This window comes from Pantoea allii (genome assembly GCF_002307475.1).
GTDB classification, from domain to species: Bacteria; Pseudomonadota; Gammaproteobacteria; order Enterobacterales; family Enterobacteriaceae; genus Pantoea; species Pantoea allii.
Window position 1 is genome coordinate 92,910 of the sequence record NZ_NTMH01000031.1, and the last position, 16,934, is coordinate 109,843.

Annotated in this window: 17 protein-coding genes and 2 pseudogenes; 13 read left to right on the top strand and 6 right to left on the bottom strand. The window is 50.7% G+C overall.

Going from position 1 to position 16,934, the window contains the following annotated elements:
* The first annotated feature begins 168 nt into the window (after positions 1-168).
* Together CMR03_RS11435 and CMR03_RS25870 are read left to right on the top strand one after the other, a co-directional pair.
* Positions 169-564 (top strand): bleomycin resistance protein, encoded by a 396-nt coding sequence (locus CMR03_RS11435; RefSeq protein ID WP_096011600.1) that lies wholly within the window; start codon positions 169-171, stop codon positions 562-564.
* A gap of 459 nt (positions 565-1,023) precedes the next feature.
* Positions 1,024-1,222: pseudogene (locus CMR03_RS25870) on the top strand (hypothetical protein).
* A 161-nt stretch (positions 1,223-1,383) separates the two neighbouring features.
* Here CMR03_RS25870 and CMR03_RS11440 read toward each other — a convergent pair.
* Positions 1,384-1,695 (bottom strand): hypothetical protein, encoded by a 312-nt coding sequence (locus CMR03_RS11440; RefSeq protein WP_096011601.1) that lies wholly within the window; start codon positions 1,693-1,695, stop codon positions 1,384-1,386.
* Positions 1,696-1,872: 177 nt separating this feature from the next.
* On the opposite strand from CMR03_RS11440, the gene CMR03_RS11445 reads away from it, so the two are divergent.
* Complete coding sequence (locus CMR03_RS11445) at positions 1,873-2,157, top strand: hypothetical protein (RefSeq protein WP_063876912.1); 285 nt, start codon at positions 1,873-1,875, stop codon at positions 2,155-2,157.
* Between the two features lie 93 nt (positions 2,158-2,250).
* Here CMR03_RS11445 and CMR03_RS25560 read toward each other — a convergent pair whose 3' ends face one another.
* The gene (locus CMR03_RS25560) at positions 2,251-2,448 is read right to left on the bottom strand and encodes a MipA/OmpV family protein (RefSeq protein ID WP_244181376.1); all 198 of its coding nucleotides are present in this window, start codon (positions 2,446-2,448) and stop codon (positions 2,251-2,253) included.
* A 277-nt stretch (positions 2,449-2,725) separates the two neighbouring features.
* Complete coding sequence (locus tag CMR03_RS25875; RefSeq protein ID WP_096011602.1) at positions 2,726-2,968, bottom strand: DUF4158 domain-containing protein; 243 nt, start codon at positions 2,966-2,968, stop codon at positions 2,726-2,728.
* Between the two features lie 250 nt (positions 2,969-3,218).
* Between CMR03_RS25875 and CMR03_RS11465 the strand changes: the two are divergent.
* The 7 genes and pseudogenes from CMR03_RS11465 to CMR03_RS11500 form a co-directional block, all read left to right on the top strand.
* A pseudogene (locus tag CMR03_RS11465) lies at positions 3,219-3,407 on the top strand (helix-turn-helix domain-containing protein); the annotation flags it as partial.
* A gap of 35 nt (positions 3,408-3,442) precedes the next feature.
* Entirely contained in the window at positions 3,443-4,135 is a 693-nt protein-coding gene (locus tag CMR03_RS11470) for a hypothetical protein (RefSeq protein WP_096011604.1), read from the top strand.
* A 235-nt stretch (positions 4,136-4,370) separates the two neighbouring features.
* Positions 4,371-4,850: an Hcp family type VI secretion system effector gene (locus tag CMR03_RS11480; protein WP_096011605.1), complete on the top strand. Its 480-nt coding sequence runs from the start codon at positions 4,371-4,373 to the stop codon at positions 4,848-4,850.
* Positions 4,851-5,078: 228 nt separating this feature from the next.
* Entirely contained in the window at positions 5,079-5,762 is a 684-nt protein-coding gene (locus CMR03_RS11485; protein ID WP_096011606.1) for a response regulator, read from the top strand.
* Positions 5,759-6,946 (top strand): sensor histidine kinase, encoded by a 1,188-nt coding sequence (locus tag CMR03_RS11490; RefSeq protein WP_096011607.1) that lies wholly within the window; start codon positions 5,759-5,761, stop codon positions 6,944-6,946. Before CMR03_RS11485 ends, CMR03_RS11490 begins: the two co-directional genes overlap by 4 nt.
* A 136-nt stretch (positions 6,947-7,082) precedes the next feature.
* A complete protein-coding gene (locus tag CMR03_RS11495) occupies positions 7,083-8,216 on the top strand; it encodes an efflux RND transporter periplasmic adaptor subunit (protein ID WP_096011608.1) in 1,134 nt (377 codons plus the stop codon).
* Positions 8,213-11,272: an efflux RND transporter permease subunit gene (locus CMR03_RS11500; RefSeq protein ID WP_096011609.1), complete on the top strand. Its 3,060-nt coding sequence runs from the start codon at positions 8,213-8,215 to the stop codon at positions 11,270-11,272. The genes CMR03_RS11495 and CMR03_RS11500 overlap by 4 nt, the downstream gene beginning before the upstream one ends.
* Before the next feature lie 267 nt (positions 11,273-11,539).
* Here the strand turns inward: CMR03_RS11500 and CMR03_RS11505 are convergent, their stop codons facing one another.
* The gene (locus tag CMR03_RS11505; RefSeq protein WP_096011610.1) at positions 11,540-13,198 is read right to left on the bottom strand and encodes a methyl-accepting chemotaxis protein; all 1,659 of its coding nucleotides are present in this window, start codon (positions 13,196-13,198) and stop codon (positions 11,540-11,542) included.
* Between the two features lie 358 nt (positions 13,199-13,556).
* Here CMR03_RS11505 and CMR03_RS11510 point away from each other — a divergent pair, with 358 nt between their 5' ends.
* On the top strand, positions 13,557-13,904 hold the full coding sequence (locus tag CMR03_RS11510) for a gamma-glutamylcyclotransferase family protein (protein ID WP_096011611.1): 348 nt from the start codon (positions 13,557-13,559) through the stop codon (positions 13,902-13,904).
* Positions 13,905-13,924: 20 nt separating this feature from the next.
* On the opposite strand, the gene CMR03_RS11515 is transcribed toward CMR03_RS11510, so the two are convergent.
* A complete protein-coding gene (locus CMR03_RS11515; RefSeq protein ID WP_096011612.1) occupies positions 13,925-14,830 on the bottom strand; it encodes a DMT family transporter in 906 nt (301 codons plus the stop codon).
* Between the two features lie 168 nt (positions 14,831-14,998).
* Between CMR03_RS11515 and CMR03_RS11520 the strand changes: the two genes are divergently transcribed.
* Positions 14,999-15,883 (top strand): helix-turn-helix domain-containing protein, encoded by an 885-nt coding sequence (locus CMR03_RS11520; RefSeq protein WP_096011613.1) that lies wholly within the window; start codon positions 14,999-15,001, stop codon positions 15,881-15,883.
* 683 nt (positions 15,884-16,566) lie between these two features.
* Positions 16,567-16,680: a protein MgtR gene (gene mgtR / locus CMR03_RS25380; protein ID WP_096011614.1), complete on the top strand. Its 114-nt coding sequence runs from the start codon at positions 16,567-16,569 to the stop codon at positions 16,678-16,680.
* Here mgtR and CMR03_RS25790 read toward each other — a convergent pair.
* Positions 16,627-16,869 (bottom strand): hypothetical protein, encoded by a 243-nt coding sequence (locus tag CMR03_RS25790; RefSeq protein ID WP_257469723.1) that lies wholly within the window; start codon positions 16,867-16,869, stop codon positions 16,627-16,629. The genes mgtR and CMR03_RS25790 overlap by 54 nt on opposite strands.
* Positions 16,870-16,934 lie beyond the last annotated feature (65 nt).

The window sequence follows — 16,934 nt, forward strand, 5'->3', positions numbered from 1 at the left end:
CCTTGATATCGTTGAAAGTTAGACGGCAGAATCCTGTTGTTATTTAAACAAATAGCGTTGCGGCAATTGCTGAAAAAAAACGCAAGTCGCATTATTTTATTTATTTACATAAAGTTACCCGTAACCATGTGCGCCGAAAACGTAGCTGATACTCTCTACTGGAACCCTATGGTTCCCGAGCTGACCGTCGCGGACTTTGCCGCGTCTTATGCTTTTTATGTTGACGTTATCGGCTGGAAAGTCAGGATAAGACGTGCTCAGCCGGACTTCGCCTATTTGTGTTATGGTGAAGCACAGTTAATGATTGAGCAGATGCATGAAGAAGGCTGGCAGACCGCAAAATTGGCCCGACCTCTGGGACGGGGGATCAATTTTCAGATTGAAGTAGCGGATATCGACACGCTCTACAATCGACTGCTTACGCACGGAACGCCCCTCTTTCGTCCCCTGCGCGAAAATTGTTATCACACCGGCGCTCAATATGAATGTCAGAAAGAATTCCTGGTTCAGGACCCTGACGGCTATCTTCTGCGATTTTTTCAGCCTGGCGGTGGATCACCTTAGCCGTTAAACGCACGGACTTTCAGCAGACGCAGCACTGAAATTCGAGGTTAGCGCAAACGTCATATCATCACGCAGGTCAGTCACTGCGACGTTGTCGTTCTCAGCAGCAAACTTTTCACCGCAGTTAAATCCTCCCAGTACGTTGCCAGGAAGAAGTGTTGCCACTCTCCCTGTGTTTCCGGCTGCTTAATTTCACGACGTCGCGCTGGCGCATTCCTACGTCTGGATGTGTCCAAACAGGGTGGTGCATATCGTTTTATTCGATAACAGTGGGTGCTGATGGTTGAAGTGCGTTACCAGGCGATCACCTGGAAATATATGGAAGGAAATGATTCGTGGAACGACCATTATTTTGCCTGATAAGAAGGCATCAGACGGGGCGAATGCCTCCTCAGACATTAATCAGGATATAAAAAATTCGGCTGGACCACAGGCAAAGGTTATGTCTGCCGCTTTCCTCTGACTGAACATGATGATGCTCAGTTATTGCAAGGCTGTTATGACTATTATTATGGCTATATTGATGCCATCAAACGGGTGATGACCAGCGTTTCAATAGTCCAGATGGGCTCCATTTGCCTGCATTTTCGTTTTACAAAATAAATGTGAAGGACTGGCACAAGGCATCGCTGATGGCGTTATTGATATGCCATTTTGATCCAGGATTCAGAAGGAAAATCCAGCTAGCCGTGGAAAGGTCTGTCGCATAAACAGGATGATAATGGGCCCATCAAGTTAAGGATTTTATAATATCAAAGGGCCAGTATTCGCCCCTGACAAACACATTTCCTCTTCATGAATAGAGCCCATTTTAAGCATCTACAGCGGCACGATCTCGTCCACCTGATGCTGAAAAACGTAAGGATCAGAGATTAACCCAAACTGTTCATCATCCGGCCAGGTCACTGCGACGTGGTAGTTCTCACCAGCAAAATTTTTCACCGCAGTTAAATCCTCCCAGTACGTCGCCAGAAAGAAGTGTTGCCACTCTCCCTGTGTTTCCTGATGGACGAATGCGGCTTTGTTTCCCGATGTCGCGCTGGCGTGTTCAACGCCGGTCCTTTGAAGATGTCTGGCAAACCCTTCTGCATGTTTTAACGGAACGCATCCGTGCCACGTTCTTACAATCATCGTCTTCTCCTTAAAAGCCGTCTTCATTTGAGGATAATGCGTTGATTTTATACAACAGAATGGAATGTCAGGTAAAAAATTTGTCCGGCGGTGGCACAAATCCTAATTTGTTCTACAGTTACTGGCCCGACCAGGGATAACGACATTAATCATAGTAATAACAGAACGGTAACAAATATGGAATTGAGTAAGTTTGAGGTCAGAACAGGCCTGTGGCCACACATGCATTTCACCGATATTGAGTACGATCAGCGCGGCAGTAGCTACGAAATTTACGCCACCGATGTGACCCATCAAACCAAGAGCAAGCTGTTTATTTGCCGTACGGTTGATGAACAACAGGCGAGACTGCTGGCTGAACAGTTCAAAATCTGGCTGCCTAAAATCAATAGCAGAAAGCGCAAAGCCGCTTCAAAAACATCGCCGACAGGCTATGAACGTGTGGCATGCCATAAAGGCTGAAGCTGTTACTCGCCTGTTTCAACGGTTTAGTTAATCGTCACAGGATATGATGGACCAGTAGCAGTCAGGTTTATGCTGTTGGTCCAAACGCTATCAGAAAGAATAGGTTATCGCCGCCGTCAGAGAGGCATCATTGTGACGGAATACCACAGGACTGTCCGCAGCATTTTTATCCAGCCAACGATAGTCGCCGATTAAACTGGTCCCCCATCCTGACGCAAACTGGTGACTCCACGTTACGCTGGTATCCGTACCGTAAACCCCCCCCCCTTGGCACTGTACTGACTGTATCCGCTACGGGCATGTTGATCCGCATTAAGGGTTGTGAGCGGGAAGCCGCCAAAATTTTGCGGGCTTGCCATACGGCATTTGCGAATCAGGGCACCCTGAGTAATGTCTTTCATCCCCAGCGTGGAGACCATCTGGTCCAGATGAAGTTTCTCATCGATGATAACCTTCTGATTTATCTGGCCTAAAGGCTGGATAAGACATCTTTTATAACATTCTGGATCATCCGCGCAGAAGAGTGAGTTCAGTGCACTTTGTGTTTCTGTATCGCGGAAAGGCGCTAACGTTCCGTTGACAGCGCTTTACTGGTGATGTTCTGAAGCGTGGAATATCCTGGCCGGACGGTTTTCTTATTCAGCCAGCAGATAAGTTCGGTGGCAACAAATCCAGGAGTGATATCACGACGCACAATCTGCGCTGCACGGGCATCTAACTGTAGACCAACAGAGCCTGACCACTGATGGTACCCAAAGAAGTCGGTAGTAAGCTTACGCTGGGCGTAATATTGATGACCGGTAATGATTTTGTCGGTGAGTGATACTTAACGAAAGTAACGCTGAATCACAAAATCGAAATCACTTTCCACATCCTTCGGTAGAAAATGAAAGAAAGCATGTTTGGCCTTAAAATAACTCGTCTGCAGGATACAATAAATTTGCGCCAGTATTCCGGGGCGGCTGGTTGCGAGCGCCAGCTCATCTGACGTAAGCGACCAAATACTCCAGTTGCTGGCCTTCATCAAAATCAGGCCATACAGTGCGAATTTTTCTGCACGCGAAGGTATGGCCATCGCCAGGGCAAAAGGGAAACGGCGAGGAAAACAGCCAAAGTTGTCAGATAAACAGCAAAAAGAGCTTTGCAGGATGCACGGAAGCGGTGAGTACTCAATAAGCGATCTGGCCGAATTATTTTCCGTTTCGCGGCAGACTGTCTATCGGACGCTTTCCCCTGGACAAAAATGAGCAAGAGGATTTAATGAAATAAGCAAGGAGCACTTATGTACTACAGCAATGAAGTTATCAGCTATTTTCAGGCTAATAAAATTCTTGCGTTAAAACTCGACCATGCATTAGCGGGTGCAGGAAAAGCCGTATCAAATCAGATTGAGACGATCGCTGCAGGTACAACGCGAGCACTGTATTACACATCCTGTTTTACTGATGAATATCAGGATGTCTGCCAGAAACAAAAGACCGAAGACATTCGATTCAAAAACAGCGTTATTTATCTTTTGCAACATGGCAATGTTGCGTATGACATGTTTAAAATATATTTCGAAGAAATATTTAAATATAAAACCCCCGATCAACTGGAGCGCATCAAACAAATGCTTATGGCTGTTAATATCCATATTGCCGCCAGTTCACTCACAAACGCTGGGTTTGCTCTGGCAACAGCATCATTTGTCGCAGCAGGCATGAATCTAAGTCTTGAACTCAGTTCACTGGCAGGGCGAAGAGCGGGCGAGGTTGTAGGGGCTATTGGGATATACGGCGTGGTACAGAAAGCGGCAGATAGTGCCCATCGCCTACACGTCCAATACCCAGCCTATTACTCTGCACTCTACATGCAACAACTAGAAATGATGTACTTCCTCATAGAGCCATTGTTTGAGCGGGCTGAGGCGTTTAAAGCACAATGGGCATCGGATGATGGTATTGCAGATATCATCACCAGGATGATTCGATAATCATGATGAATCTTATTAAAAGGTTTTTCAGACGGGTATTCAGATCATTGATCTCGTATTATGGCCCGGCAGTGCTGACAATAATTTTCGCTTTAGTTCAGGGTTTGTTTTTTCCTGACAGCCCAATCTGGCTTATCCCCGTATTTTTTGTATTTGTGATGGTTGTTTTATCAATATGTGAGATTGTAAAGTTCAAACGTTAGCATCATCGTAAATTTATTTATAAGGAAATAATATGTCTACACCCGCACATTTATGGCTTGAAGATGAGAACGGATCTCCGATAGTCGGTAGCTGCATGATGCCACTCCGTCTGGGTTCTATCGAGTTAAAATCATTCTCTCACGGTGTCACTATTCCAGTTGACCCAAGCTGGGGAAAACTTACCGGAACGCGCGTTCATAGTCCGATCACGATAGTGAAAGAATTTGACCAAACGACACCTATTTTGTATCGCGCCGTCTGTGAAGGCCGCACATTGAAAAAAGCAACGATCAAGATGTACCGAATACTGGAATCGGGCATTGAGTCTGAATATTTCAATATCATCCTGGAAAACGTCAAAATCACGACAGTTTCCCCTTACCTTGCCCCTACAGGTATGAGCAGCAACCATCTGGAAACACTCGAATTACGTTATGAGGCAATTACCTGGAAGTATACGGAGGGTAATATTATCTACAGAGACTCATGGAACGATCGTTGTCGTGCCTGATGACGAGGGGCGCCAAAGGAGGCAATTGCCTCCTTTGGTTCTAGCCAGAACACTTAACGTCAGCATTAAACTGACCATGTGAAGCGCATGTTTTCCGGTTATTATCACTTTGCTTGATCTCATCAGGTTGTGTCACTAAGGCGACGATGTCGCGACCAGGCTGGAGTATAAAAACAACGTGTCAACGTAAGCCCAGGAAACGATGGAGAAACGGTCAAGGTGGCCCAAATGAAAACGAAACGCGTGCTGATTATTGAAGATGACGCTGATGCAGCGGGCGTACTTGAAGCCTATCTGAAACGGGATGGCTATGACGTGGCGATCGCCAGCAACGGCATGACCGGTCTGGAACAGGCCCAGCGCTGGCAGCCCGATCTGATTCTGCTGGATGTCATGCTGCCGGTGATGAATGGCACCGAAGTTTTGGCTGCCATCCGGCGCAGCGGTGATACGCCTGTCATCATGGTAACCGCGATGGGGGAAGCGCCCGACAGGATTGGCGCATTGCGTTATGGCGCTGACGACTATGTCGTCAAACCCTATAATCCCGGAGAGGTCGTCGCACGTGTTCAGGCTGTACTGCGTCGCACACAGCAGGCGAAAGTGCCAGATGAAAAGCTCTGCTGGGCGGGACTGGAGGTTGATCCTGAATCACTTACCGCCGTGGTTAATGGCGTCCACAGGCTCGATCTGACGCCAACGGAATTTTCTATTCTGGTTACCCTGATGCGCGCGCCCACGCGTCCTTTCAGCCGTTTGTTTTTACTTGAGAACTGCCTTCCAGAAAGTGATGCCCTTGAGCGGGTGGTTGATACGCATGTGTATAATTTGCGTCGCAAACTTGAAGCTGCAGGGATGTCGGAAATTTTACCCGCCGTTCGCAGCGTAGGTTACAGGTTCAGACAACCATGAAGCAGAAAACCCATGACTCCATGTGGCGCTGGATTTGCATTCGTATACTCATTCTCGGCTTAGGCAGCGTCATTCTTATTGCGTTCTGTATGTGGCTGAGGTTTGCCCTGCAAACGCTCTGGGTTTACTACCGGATGCCAACCGCGCTGTGGGAGGAGTTTTCTCGACTGCGCGTGCATCCGGAGCGCGATACGGCTCGTTTCCATCAGATTGTCGATCAGTGGTGGGGCGTCGGCTTCTCCGATCCCTCTATCGCGTCTGCGGACTGGATTACCGTAGCGGTGCTGGTCGCGGTGATTATTCCCTTTTTTGTCGTAATGGGATTGCGCTTTGCCCTGCCACTGGCGAAACAATTTAGTCAACTGGCGCACGCGGCACGGGATGTGGCACAGGGTAAATTCGGCACCTCGGTCGGTCAGGTTAATGGCGCGCCGCAAGAGTTAGTGCGTTTTACAGAAGACTTCAACCTGATGACACAGCAACTGGTGCGTTACGAACGTGAACTTAAAGCGTCGCATGTCGCGATTGCTCATGAACTGCGTTCTCCCTTGACCGCCGCAATGGGACGCCTGCAAGGCATTGTGGACGGGGTATTTGCACCCGAACCCCAGCAGTTTTCCATGATCATGAAACAGCTGACGCAGTTGAGTCGTCTGACGGATGAGCTTCATTTACTGTCGTTAGCAGAGGCAGGTCAGCTCAGCCTGAGTCTGACCCGGTTTAACCTTGCTGAGTTATTGCGTGAGAGAACCGCCTGGCTGGCGCTTCAGGCCGAGGCCGGGCAGGTAGCAATAGAAGTTCAGTCGCCCGCATCGCTGCCTTACACGGGAGATGCTTCTCGCTTAGGTCAGGTCGTGACGATTTTGATGGAGAATGCGTTGCGCTATGCTGCAGAAGGCAAACGAATTTCCGTTTATGCTCAGGCGTCCGCCACAGCGATCACCCTGCAGTTTCGTGATTATGGGCCTGGCGTCGAACCTCAGTTTTTAGCCGTTATTTTTGACCGTTTTACCCGGGCAGAGTCTTCACGCGCCCGCCATTCCGGCGGCAGCGGTCTGGGACTGTCCATTGCGAAAGCTATCGTTGAGGCTCATGGCGGTCGTATCCAGGCTCGGCTGCCATCAGAGGGCGGACTGCACGTTACCATTACCCTGCCCTTACATGACGCCATGCAGACTGCGTAAAATACCGCGCGAGTCTGCCTGTCAGCCAACCTGGTCAGGCATTTTTTGCTTACCTTGACCATTTCTTGATGATCCATAAAAGGTTTCTGGACATAACCCACGTTAAATGAGCCTGTCTCATTTAAGGAATACGGTTATGACAGATTTTTTTCCTTCTTTTGCTCGTCAGGCACTGCGTCACCTTGCCATCTTTAATTACGTTGTACCGTCACTGCTCGTGATGGTGGGCATGCTGGTGCTTGCAGGCTGTAAAGACGAAAAGCCTGCTCAGGACGAAACACTACGACCTGTTCGGACCGTAACGGTGCCGCCGTTTTCCTCGGGGGGCCTGATGACGCAGACGGGCGAAATCCGGGCGCATGAGGAGATTGCCTTAGCCTTCAGGCTGGATGGCCGCGTGATTGCCCGAGCCGTCGATATTGGTCAGCACGTTAACGCAGGCCAGGTACTTGCCACGTTAGAGAATAATGCCGCCCAAAATCAGCTCAGCAGTGCCACTGCCGACCTCAACAGCGCACGCGCATCAGAACACGTTGCCGCTCTCACACTCCGCCGTATGCAACTGCTCATGCCGGGCGGTGCCATTTCTCGTGCGCAGTTAGATAGCGCACAAGGCGACTGGCAGGCTGCAGTCGCCCGTCGCCAGAGCAGTGAGGCCGCACTTAAAAACGCGCGCGATAATCTGGCCTGGACACAGCTTACTGCGCCAGGGGCCGGTGTGATTACGGCGGTGAATGTTCAACCCGGGCAGGTCGTCAGTGCCGCACAGACGGTGATGACGCTGGCTGCTGACGGCGATCGCGATGCCGTTTTTGACCTTGCCGAACCTACACTCTCTGAAAGTGCAACGACCACGCCAGTTAAGATTGCGCTGTTATCAAACCCCGCCGTAACGGCAGAGGGCCGTTTTCGCGATATCAGCCCGCAGGCCGATTCGCAAACACGCACCTGGCGGCTCCGCGTTATGCTGACCGATCCGCCCGCCGCGATGGCACTGGGTTCGACCGTTTTAGGCGTTTTCTCTGGAAAAGCCGACCAGGTGATTGCCCTGCCAGCCAGTGCACTGACGCGGGCCGGGGATCGCCCCGCCGTACTCGTGGTGAACACGCAAAACCAACAGATTCAGGTCAGGCCCGTTACGCTGGCACGCTTTGACGCACAGCAGATCTATCTCAGTGCCGGGGTTCAACCCGGTGAGCGCGTGGTTACCGCAGGTGTAAAAACGCTGTTGCCGGGTGAACGCGTTCAGCTTGAGGAGAGTGAAAAATGAGGTCGGACAGCAATCGGAACGGCTTTAATCTGTCCGCCTGGGCATTAGCTCACCAGCAGTTGGTCATTTTCTTTATGCTGTTGGTGATGACAACCGGCGTACTCAGTTACATCAATCTGCCCCGTAATGAAGATCCGGCCTTTACTATTAAAACCGCAGTGGTGTCCGCCCAATGGCCCGGTGCTTCGGTCGAGGACACCATGCAACTGGTCACCGATACGCTGGAAAAGAAACTTCAGGAAACGCCTTCGCTGGATTTTATTGAAAGTGAAACGCGCGCCGGGAAGTCGGTGATATTTGTCAATCTGCGCGATGATACGCCACCGGCACAGGTGCCAACTATCTGGTATCAAATCCGTAAAAAAATGCAGGATATTGCCCCGTCCCTTCCGCAAGGGGTTCAGGGCCCCAGTGTTAATGATGAATTTGGTGATACGTTTGGCACGATTTATGGTTTTACCGCCGACGGATTTAGCCCGCGTGAACTGCGTGATAAGGTCGACGAGATTCGTCGTAGCCTGATGGATGTGCCCGATACGGGCAAAATCACCCTACTGGGTGAACAGGAAGAACAGATCGTTGTCGCCTTTTCACCCAGGCAACTGGACGGCATGGGCCTTAATCTTCAGCAGGTGAGCGATGCCTTAACCGCTCAGAACGCAGTGGCACCTGCTGGGGAAATACGCACCGATAAAGAGAATATCGCGCTTCGCGTCAGTGGTGCGCTGACGACGGTGGAAAGCCTTAAGGCCGTTACCCTGCGTATTGGGCAGCGTTTTATCCCGCTGTCGAGTATCGCGACAATCACACTCCAGCCTGCGCAGCCGCCGTCTTCCACCTTCCGTATTAACGGCGAACCGGAGATTGGCCTTGCCGTCTCCATGGCCCCTTCGGGCAATATGCTCAGGTTTGGTCAGGCGCTCAATCAACGGATGACGGTTATTGCCGGCCAGCTACCTCATGGCATCAATATGATAAAGATCGCCGATCAATCCACGGTGGTGAAAACGGCTGTCAGTGGGTTTGTTCGGGTGCTGGCGGAAGCGGTCATTATTGTGCTGGCGATATCATTCTTTTCGCTGGGTTTTCGTGCCGGGCTGGTGGTTGCGGCCGCGATTCCGCTGGTGCTGGCCATGACGTTTGTCGGGATGACATTTGCAGGGATTGGCTTACAACGTATTTCGCTGGGCGCGTTGATTATTGCGCTCGGGTTGCTGGTGGATGATGCCATGATCACGGTGGAAACCATGGTTTCGCGCGTTGAAGCCGGAGACAGCAAATGGCAGGCGGCAACCTATGCATTTAAAACCACTGCCTTTCCTATGCTAACCGGCACACTGGTGATGATTGCCGGATTTATTCCTGTGGGATTTGCGGCGTCCAGTGCGGGTGAATATTGTTACTCACTCTTTGCGGTCGTCCTCATTTCCCTGCTCTGTTCCTGGGTGGTCGCTATCCTGTTTTCACCCGTTACGGGAACCTGGCTGCTGATCGAGGGTGCCGGTGCAAGGCATAAACAACCGGGACGGATGGCACGGCTTTATCACCGCCTGCTTGATCAGGCGTTACGTTATCGCTGGGCAACCGTAATAAGCGCCCTGCTGCTGCTGGGAATGGGCGTGTTCGGGACGACGCTGATGCAGGGCGAATTCTTCCCCGCGTCCGACCGTCCAGAGCTGCTGGTGAACCTGACGCTGCCGGCTAATGCCTCTCAGACCGAAACGGCGCGGCGCACCGGGCAGCTAGAAAACGTGATGCGCCGCGATAGCGATATCGATCATTTCTCCAGCTATATCGGTTCTGGTGCCGTGCGCTTTTATTTGCCGATGGAAGTCCTGCTTGATAATGAAAACACGGCACAGCTGGTAGTGGTGGCGAAGAACCTTGAAGCGCGAGACAGAGTGCGGCGTAAGCTCGAACGCATTCTGGCGCGTGATTTTAGTGATGTGACGTCGCGCGTCTCGCCCCTTGAACTGGGCCCGCCAGTTGGCTGGCCGCTCAAGTACCGTGTCACCGGCCCCGATTACAGCAACGTTCGTCACATCGCGGAAACGCTGGCCGCCCAGATCTCACGCTCGCCGGATACACGTGAAGTGAACATGACCGCAGGCGAGCCAGAACGGGCCATCAAGGTTGATGTGAACCAAACGGCAGCGCGTGCGGTCGGTGTCTCTTCGGAAAGCATAGCTTCGATGCTCAATACTGTGATGTCTGGCAGTACAGTAACCACCATCCGCGACCATAACCGGCTCATTGATGTGGTGTTAAGGGGAGACGATCGCGAGCGGCAAAATACCGACATTTTGAACGGCCTGATGCTGAATACGGCTTCCGGGCAGAAAATTCCCCTTGGGCAAGTCGCGACATTAAAATGGCAGCTTGACGATCCGGTTATCTGGCGGCGTCAGCGCTTGCCTTACATTACGGTGCAAACCGATATTGCCCCCACGCAACGCGCTGAAACGGTATCAGACCAGTTAAGGCCCGCCCTGGGTGCATTTCGTGCATCTTTACCGGCTGGCTATAACATTGAAGAAGGCGGTACCGTTGCAGAATCGAACAAGGGAAACAGCTCCGTCTTTGCCGTGTTGCCGGTGACGCTGTGTTTTATGCTTATCCTGTTGATGTTGCAGTTAAAACGCTTTTCCAGAATGCTGCTGGCGCTGTTGATGGCCCCTTTTGGCTTACCCGGCATTGTTATTGCCATGCTGCCGAGCGGTACGCCAATGGGATTCGTTGCGCTGCTGGGGATCATTGCGCTGGCCGGCATGATTATCCGTAACGCGGTGATAATGATCAGTGAGGTGGACAGTAACACCCAGGCAGGCATGGCACATAATGAGGCTATCCGCAGTGCCGCTATCCATCGCGCCCGTCCCATATTACTGACGGCCTGTGCGGCGATATTCGGTATGTTGCCCATTTCCCAGCAGGTGTTCTGGGGGCCGATGGCGTACGCCATTATTGGCGGTCTGGTTACCGGAACGCTGGTCACCTTAACACTGCTGCCTGCCACGCTCAGTCTGGTGATGGAACGGGAAAAAACGCGGTTCTGAATGCGTCCTGTCAGCGGGAAGAAAGAGGATCGATAAACGGGTGATGTTCATCTGTCACCCGCCAGGCGCAACAGAGATGCTGTCTGTAACTAAGTAACCGATAACCGGCATTCAGCAGACGATCTGACTGTTATGCGGCTGGCCCGTCGAAATAGCGCACGACAGCACCCTCCGCTGACGACTGGGTTAATAAAAAAAGCGCTGTATTACTACAGCGCTTTCTCTAATCAACAAGATCCTGAACGGGTCAGATTTTTACATAACGCCTTAAAAACTTTCCCAGTTGACCTTATCTACGTTTACTGCTTTTAAATCTGGCCTTTTCAAGGCGAGTGACGGCTGGCTCACCGGTGCGCTGATCGATGCAGGGGCATGCGCGACACTGTCATTCACTTTAAAAGTAGAAACCAGTCTCGACAGGGTTTCTGCCTGCTCCTGCAACGATTTAGACGCTGAGGATGCTTCTTCGACCAAAGAGGCGTTTTGCTGCGTCACTTCATCCATCTGCCCGATAGCCAGATGGACCTGTTCAATGCCTTTACTCTGTTCGGCCGTAGCGGCAGCAATTTCATTCACTAAGTCGGCAACCTGCTGAATAGCATTGCTGACATTATCTGAGTTACTGCCCACGCTCGTTGCCTGCTCCAGCCCCTGCTCAACCTGTGAAACGGATGCGGTAATAAGCTCTTTGATTTCGCGGGCCGCAGAGGAAGAACGTTGTGCCAGATTACGAACTTCTGAGGCGACAACCGCGAACCCGCGACCATGCTCACCGGCGCGTGCAGCTTCCACGGCGGCGTTAAGTGCCAGAATATTGGTCTGGAAAGCAATGCCTTCGATCAGGCCGGTAATTTCCGAGATTTTTGCAGAACTGCCACGAATTTCGCCCATGGTTGTCAGCATCCGACTGACTGCGCCACCATTTTGTTTAGACATGGTGTTAGCATTATTCGCCAGGTTGCTGGCCTGTACGGCACCTTCCGCATTTTGACGCACGGTATCACTCAGCGTCGCCATGCTTACCGATGTTTCTTCCAGCGATGCCGCCTGTTGCTCGGTGCGCGATGACAAATCTTCATTGCCTGCGGCGATTTGAGTGGAACCCGTACTGACGGACTGCGCAGCATGATTGACTGACAACAGCGTGGTGGAAACACGTTTAAGCAGATCGTTAAACGCTATCGCTGTCTGCCCAATTTCATCATTCCTTAGTACCGGTGCTAAATTTGTCAGATCAAGATTACTGCTGACCGTTGTCATCGTATCTTTCATGCTGGTCAGGCTTCTTTTAATACCCAGAATAATGCTGACTGAAAATATACCGAGTAATAAAATAACCAGTACAGATGCGCTGGTCATCGCCCAGATGGTCTGAGAATAAACATGATTATTTTCAGCCCTTAACGTATCACCAATTTGAATGTTCAGATCGATTTGTTTAGTGAAGTCAGATTCCATTTTGCGCGCTGCGGCACCAATGCCGTTGTCGCTCTGAAGCAGTTCAAGAGAAAGCGCATTATTATGGCTACGTGAAGCCGCGAGAAATGCGGGTAAAGCGCTACGAACGGCATCAAGATTACGCAGTGCCTGAACCGTCATGGCCTTATCATCATCGCTGGAAATATCATTCGCCATATAATAATCAGTTAACGATTTGATATTATCAAGAACGCCGTTTATTTTTTCTTCGGCTGCCACCTGTTTTGTACTGTCGGTCATTGACTGGTGGCGATATAATGCGAGACCCAGTTGGTTAGTTGCGCTAATGGATTTATTCAGATCTTTAATGCTGGGTATCGCATTAACCTGAACATATTCAAAACGAGACTGGAAGCCAGATATTACCGATAATGAAACAGCAACAAGCGCACATAGTGATAATGCCAGCAACGAAAATGCCAGCACTAAACGCTGTGTAATAGTCATAAAAAAACCCCTGGATGTTTAATAAAAGATTCGTTATCGCAATACAGTCTTATCGGCACAGCGCAAAGCAGCTTTACCTGTTAATTTCAGATATATTTCGGTTCCGAAACTTGAAAAATACCAAATAAGCGCTATGCGTTAAATTGTGGTTAAAATAATTAGGGCTGGTTTGTTAAACTTTTGGGTTTGATTCGCGCTTTTTGTTCTGTTGCCCCTGAGCGTTCAGCCGTGAAGTGTTTTATGACGCTCCGGGCTGGCTTATCAGTGAGAATAAGCAGGCGCGGAGCCAGCAGTTTATCCATAATGACAGGGACATCCGGTCAGAGTAAGGTGACTCTTTTTTGTGACAGAGATGACTATGGAAACGTTGTTTGTTTACGGCACCTTATGTCCGGGCCGCAGTAATGCGCATATCCTGGAGGGCATTGGCGGTATATGGCAGACTGGTTTTGTCAGCGGTTTTTACTTTCCTGAAGGACGAGGCGCCGCTACGGGCTTTCCCGGTATCGTCGTGGATGATCAGGCTCCGCGGGTTAATGGGTTTCTTTTCTCTTCTGACAACCTGAGCTTGCACTGGCCAATGCTGGATGAGTTTGAGGCAGGTTATGATCGCATCAGGGTTGAAACGTTCCGTGAAAACGGTGACAGCGTCACCGCATGGATTTACCAGCTTCAACCGCAGAGCGTTCCGTCAAGCGCTCAATAAGCGATCTGTCTGAGGCCAGGCTAAACCGTATCCGTCACGGTTCTCGGTTTCAGCCAGTGCAACGGGCGGGCAAACATCACCAGGTTACCACCTAAAATAAGCAGCAATCCGGCCACGTTGTGACTTTGCCACTGGTAACCTTCATACATTGTTGACAAGGTGAGTGCGACCAGCGGAAACATCAGCGTTGTGTAGGCTGCTTTTGCGGCACCCGTGCGTCTGACCAGGGTAAAATAAGCCCAAAACGCAATGACCGATCCGCATACAGACAGATAAAGCAGCGCACTCAGATAATGTAATGTCCATAGCGGCGAGAAATTCACGCCACGCGCCCAGGCGATGCCGCCCATCACGATGGCACCGTACAGCATGGCCCAGGCATTGGTGGTCATCGTTTCCAGTTGCCTGCGCTGGTGCCGCAGGCTAATCATATTCCCCAAAGAAAAACCAAAGGTGCCAAGCGCCGACAGGCCGATTCCTGTCCACAATCCTTTGTTCCAGCCGCTGACGTCCAGATCTTGCCAAAACAATACGATCATGCCGGTTAATCCCAGGGTGACGGCAAACCAGAAACGCGGTTGGGGGCGCTGCCCGAAAAAGAGGTAACTATTGACTGCGTTATAGAGCACCGCCATGGAAAAAATCACGGATTCTAAACCGGTATTGATATAGCCCGCTGCCGTGTAGAAGCACCAAAAATTAAAGCAAAACACACAGCATCCCTGTAGAAGGCAGAACAGATGATCGCGAAGTGACAAGGCACGTAGACGACCCACTACCTTCAGCAGTGACAGGAGTAAAAGGCTGGCGATAGCAAAACGCCAGAACACAGAAACGGTGACATCCACCGGCCCCTGCTGCATAAAAATAGCGATCCAGGTGGTTCCCCAGATAGCCACCACCACCGCGTAAAGTAATGCGTTCATGCGTTTTCCTTTGAGCGAGAGAGGAAACAGTGTGTCGGATTTTCCGGGCGGAGGCTTTCATGGCCTTGCGGGTGACTTGCAAAATCTTGCGCATTTAATGGAACAAATCTGGCTACCGGCCTGAACTCGCCTTAGACTGAGCCTCTGTTCATCTGGCGGAAAAGAGTTATGTCTCGCGTTTACGACACGTTTGAAACGCTGCGTCAAAAAAAGGCCGTGCTGCGCGAATCGGTCATGCTCAATTCCGGCATCAGATTGGCGGCATGGCACAACAAGCAAGACCGGGTCACGGTAAACAGTAATCATCACACGTTAAGCCTTTATGTGGCGGATGGTTACGAGAGCTATCACAAAACGGCGAGCGGATGGCGCAACGGTGGCGGGCCAGATAAATTCTGTCTGATGCCCCAGCAGAGTGAATCCAGCTGGGATGTGCGTAATGACCTCACCTTTGTGCATCTTTATTGCACCGATGAACACTTACGCGAGGTCGGCGAGAAAGTGTGGGATCGCAATCCGTTGTCGATTACGCTGGATGAGAAAATATTTTCCAGCGATCCTAAAATCACCGCCTTGTATCGTCAGTTCTTACTCAGCTGTGACTGGCAACAGCCTGCGAATCAGTTAATGCTGAGCACGGCCAGCACCCTGCTGCTAACCCACCTCATCCAGCATTATTCCAGCGTGCAGTGGCGGCTCCCGGCAGTAACCGGCGGGCTGGCGCCCTATGTCTTGCGCAATACGTTGGCATTTATTGATGAGCATCTGGCGTTGCCGCTGACGCTTGATACGTTGGCCACGCAGGCAAACCTGAGTGAATACCATTTTGCCCGCATGTTTCGTCAGTCGCTGGGCGTTGCGCCGCATCAGTACGTTATGCAACGTCGCATGGAAAACGCACAACAGATGGTGCGATCAACCTCGCTGTCGTTAACCCAGATAGCGCTGGATAATGGTTTCAGTTCCTTAAGCCACTTCAGTAATCGTTTTAAGCAGGTCACGGGCTTCACACCTTCGCAAATGCGCATGGACAATGGCGGGAGTAGGTCCTGAATCACGCGATGCGGCAAAAGACGTTGGGAAATAACAGGCTGCTGATTCGCTAACATTACAACTGAGTAACCTAAACCAATCCTCACTCACCCGCCGTTCCTGCCTTTACTCAACCTGCATCCTGATTATACTGAGCGCGGATTCATTCAGGCATCGTGGCATCTGTATGATTATCCCGATGAGCTAACGCTTTCATGGCGGTGTTGCTTACCGGAAACGCCGGCATCAGTTCAGCTGGCGATAATTGCCCTTCGGGTCAGTCAGCCATCCATAAGACGATGAGGACCAGGGTCATGTTACTGTTCAAAAACGCGCTATTCCCTCCCCCCGACTGGCACGTGCCATCGCTGTAAAACGCCTGCTTTCTGTAGTAGCAATGCTTGCGTCGGTAACAAGGCTAAACCGGCTACTGTCGCAGATTTTTAGCGGAAAGCGTGCTGGTAAGCCTCAGGCCAAACCTTGCACACGAAGGTGATTTACAGCAAATCGTCAGCCAGACATGCTCATCCTTTGATGGAACATTGATAAAGAGCCGTTCAGACGCGCGCATGATAAAGATTATCCTGCCTGCCGTTGAAATATGAGGTTAAGGGTAGCTGCATTTCGCTATGGATTAGCGGGACAAGACCTCACCGCGTGATATCAGTTTTCCACATTGAATGTTGTGATTAATCGTCATCCTGATGACAAGGAAGCGCCTCATGAATCGTTCACCTGAAAACGCGATTGCGTTAATTTTTCTTTTAATCGGCCTCACCGTCATGGTGCTGGGTATTTGGCAAATTCTGATGCAGTGAGGTAGCGCTATGCGTAAATTTACGCTCGACCAGATTTTTATTCAGGTGGTTGCTATCGCGGTCGTCATTATCCTGCTTACCATCGTGATTCGTTAATTCATGCGTGGCCAGACAATACCCACATCTGGCCATTTCCACATCACACAGTAACCGACGCCCAAAAAAACCTGCTTTTATAATCTCGCTCAACTCATCCTTGCCATTTCTGCATTACCGTCTGACGGCTGATAATGACAGCGTCAACAGCCTTTTAT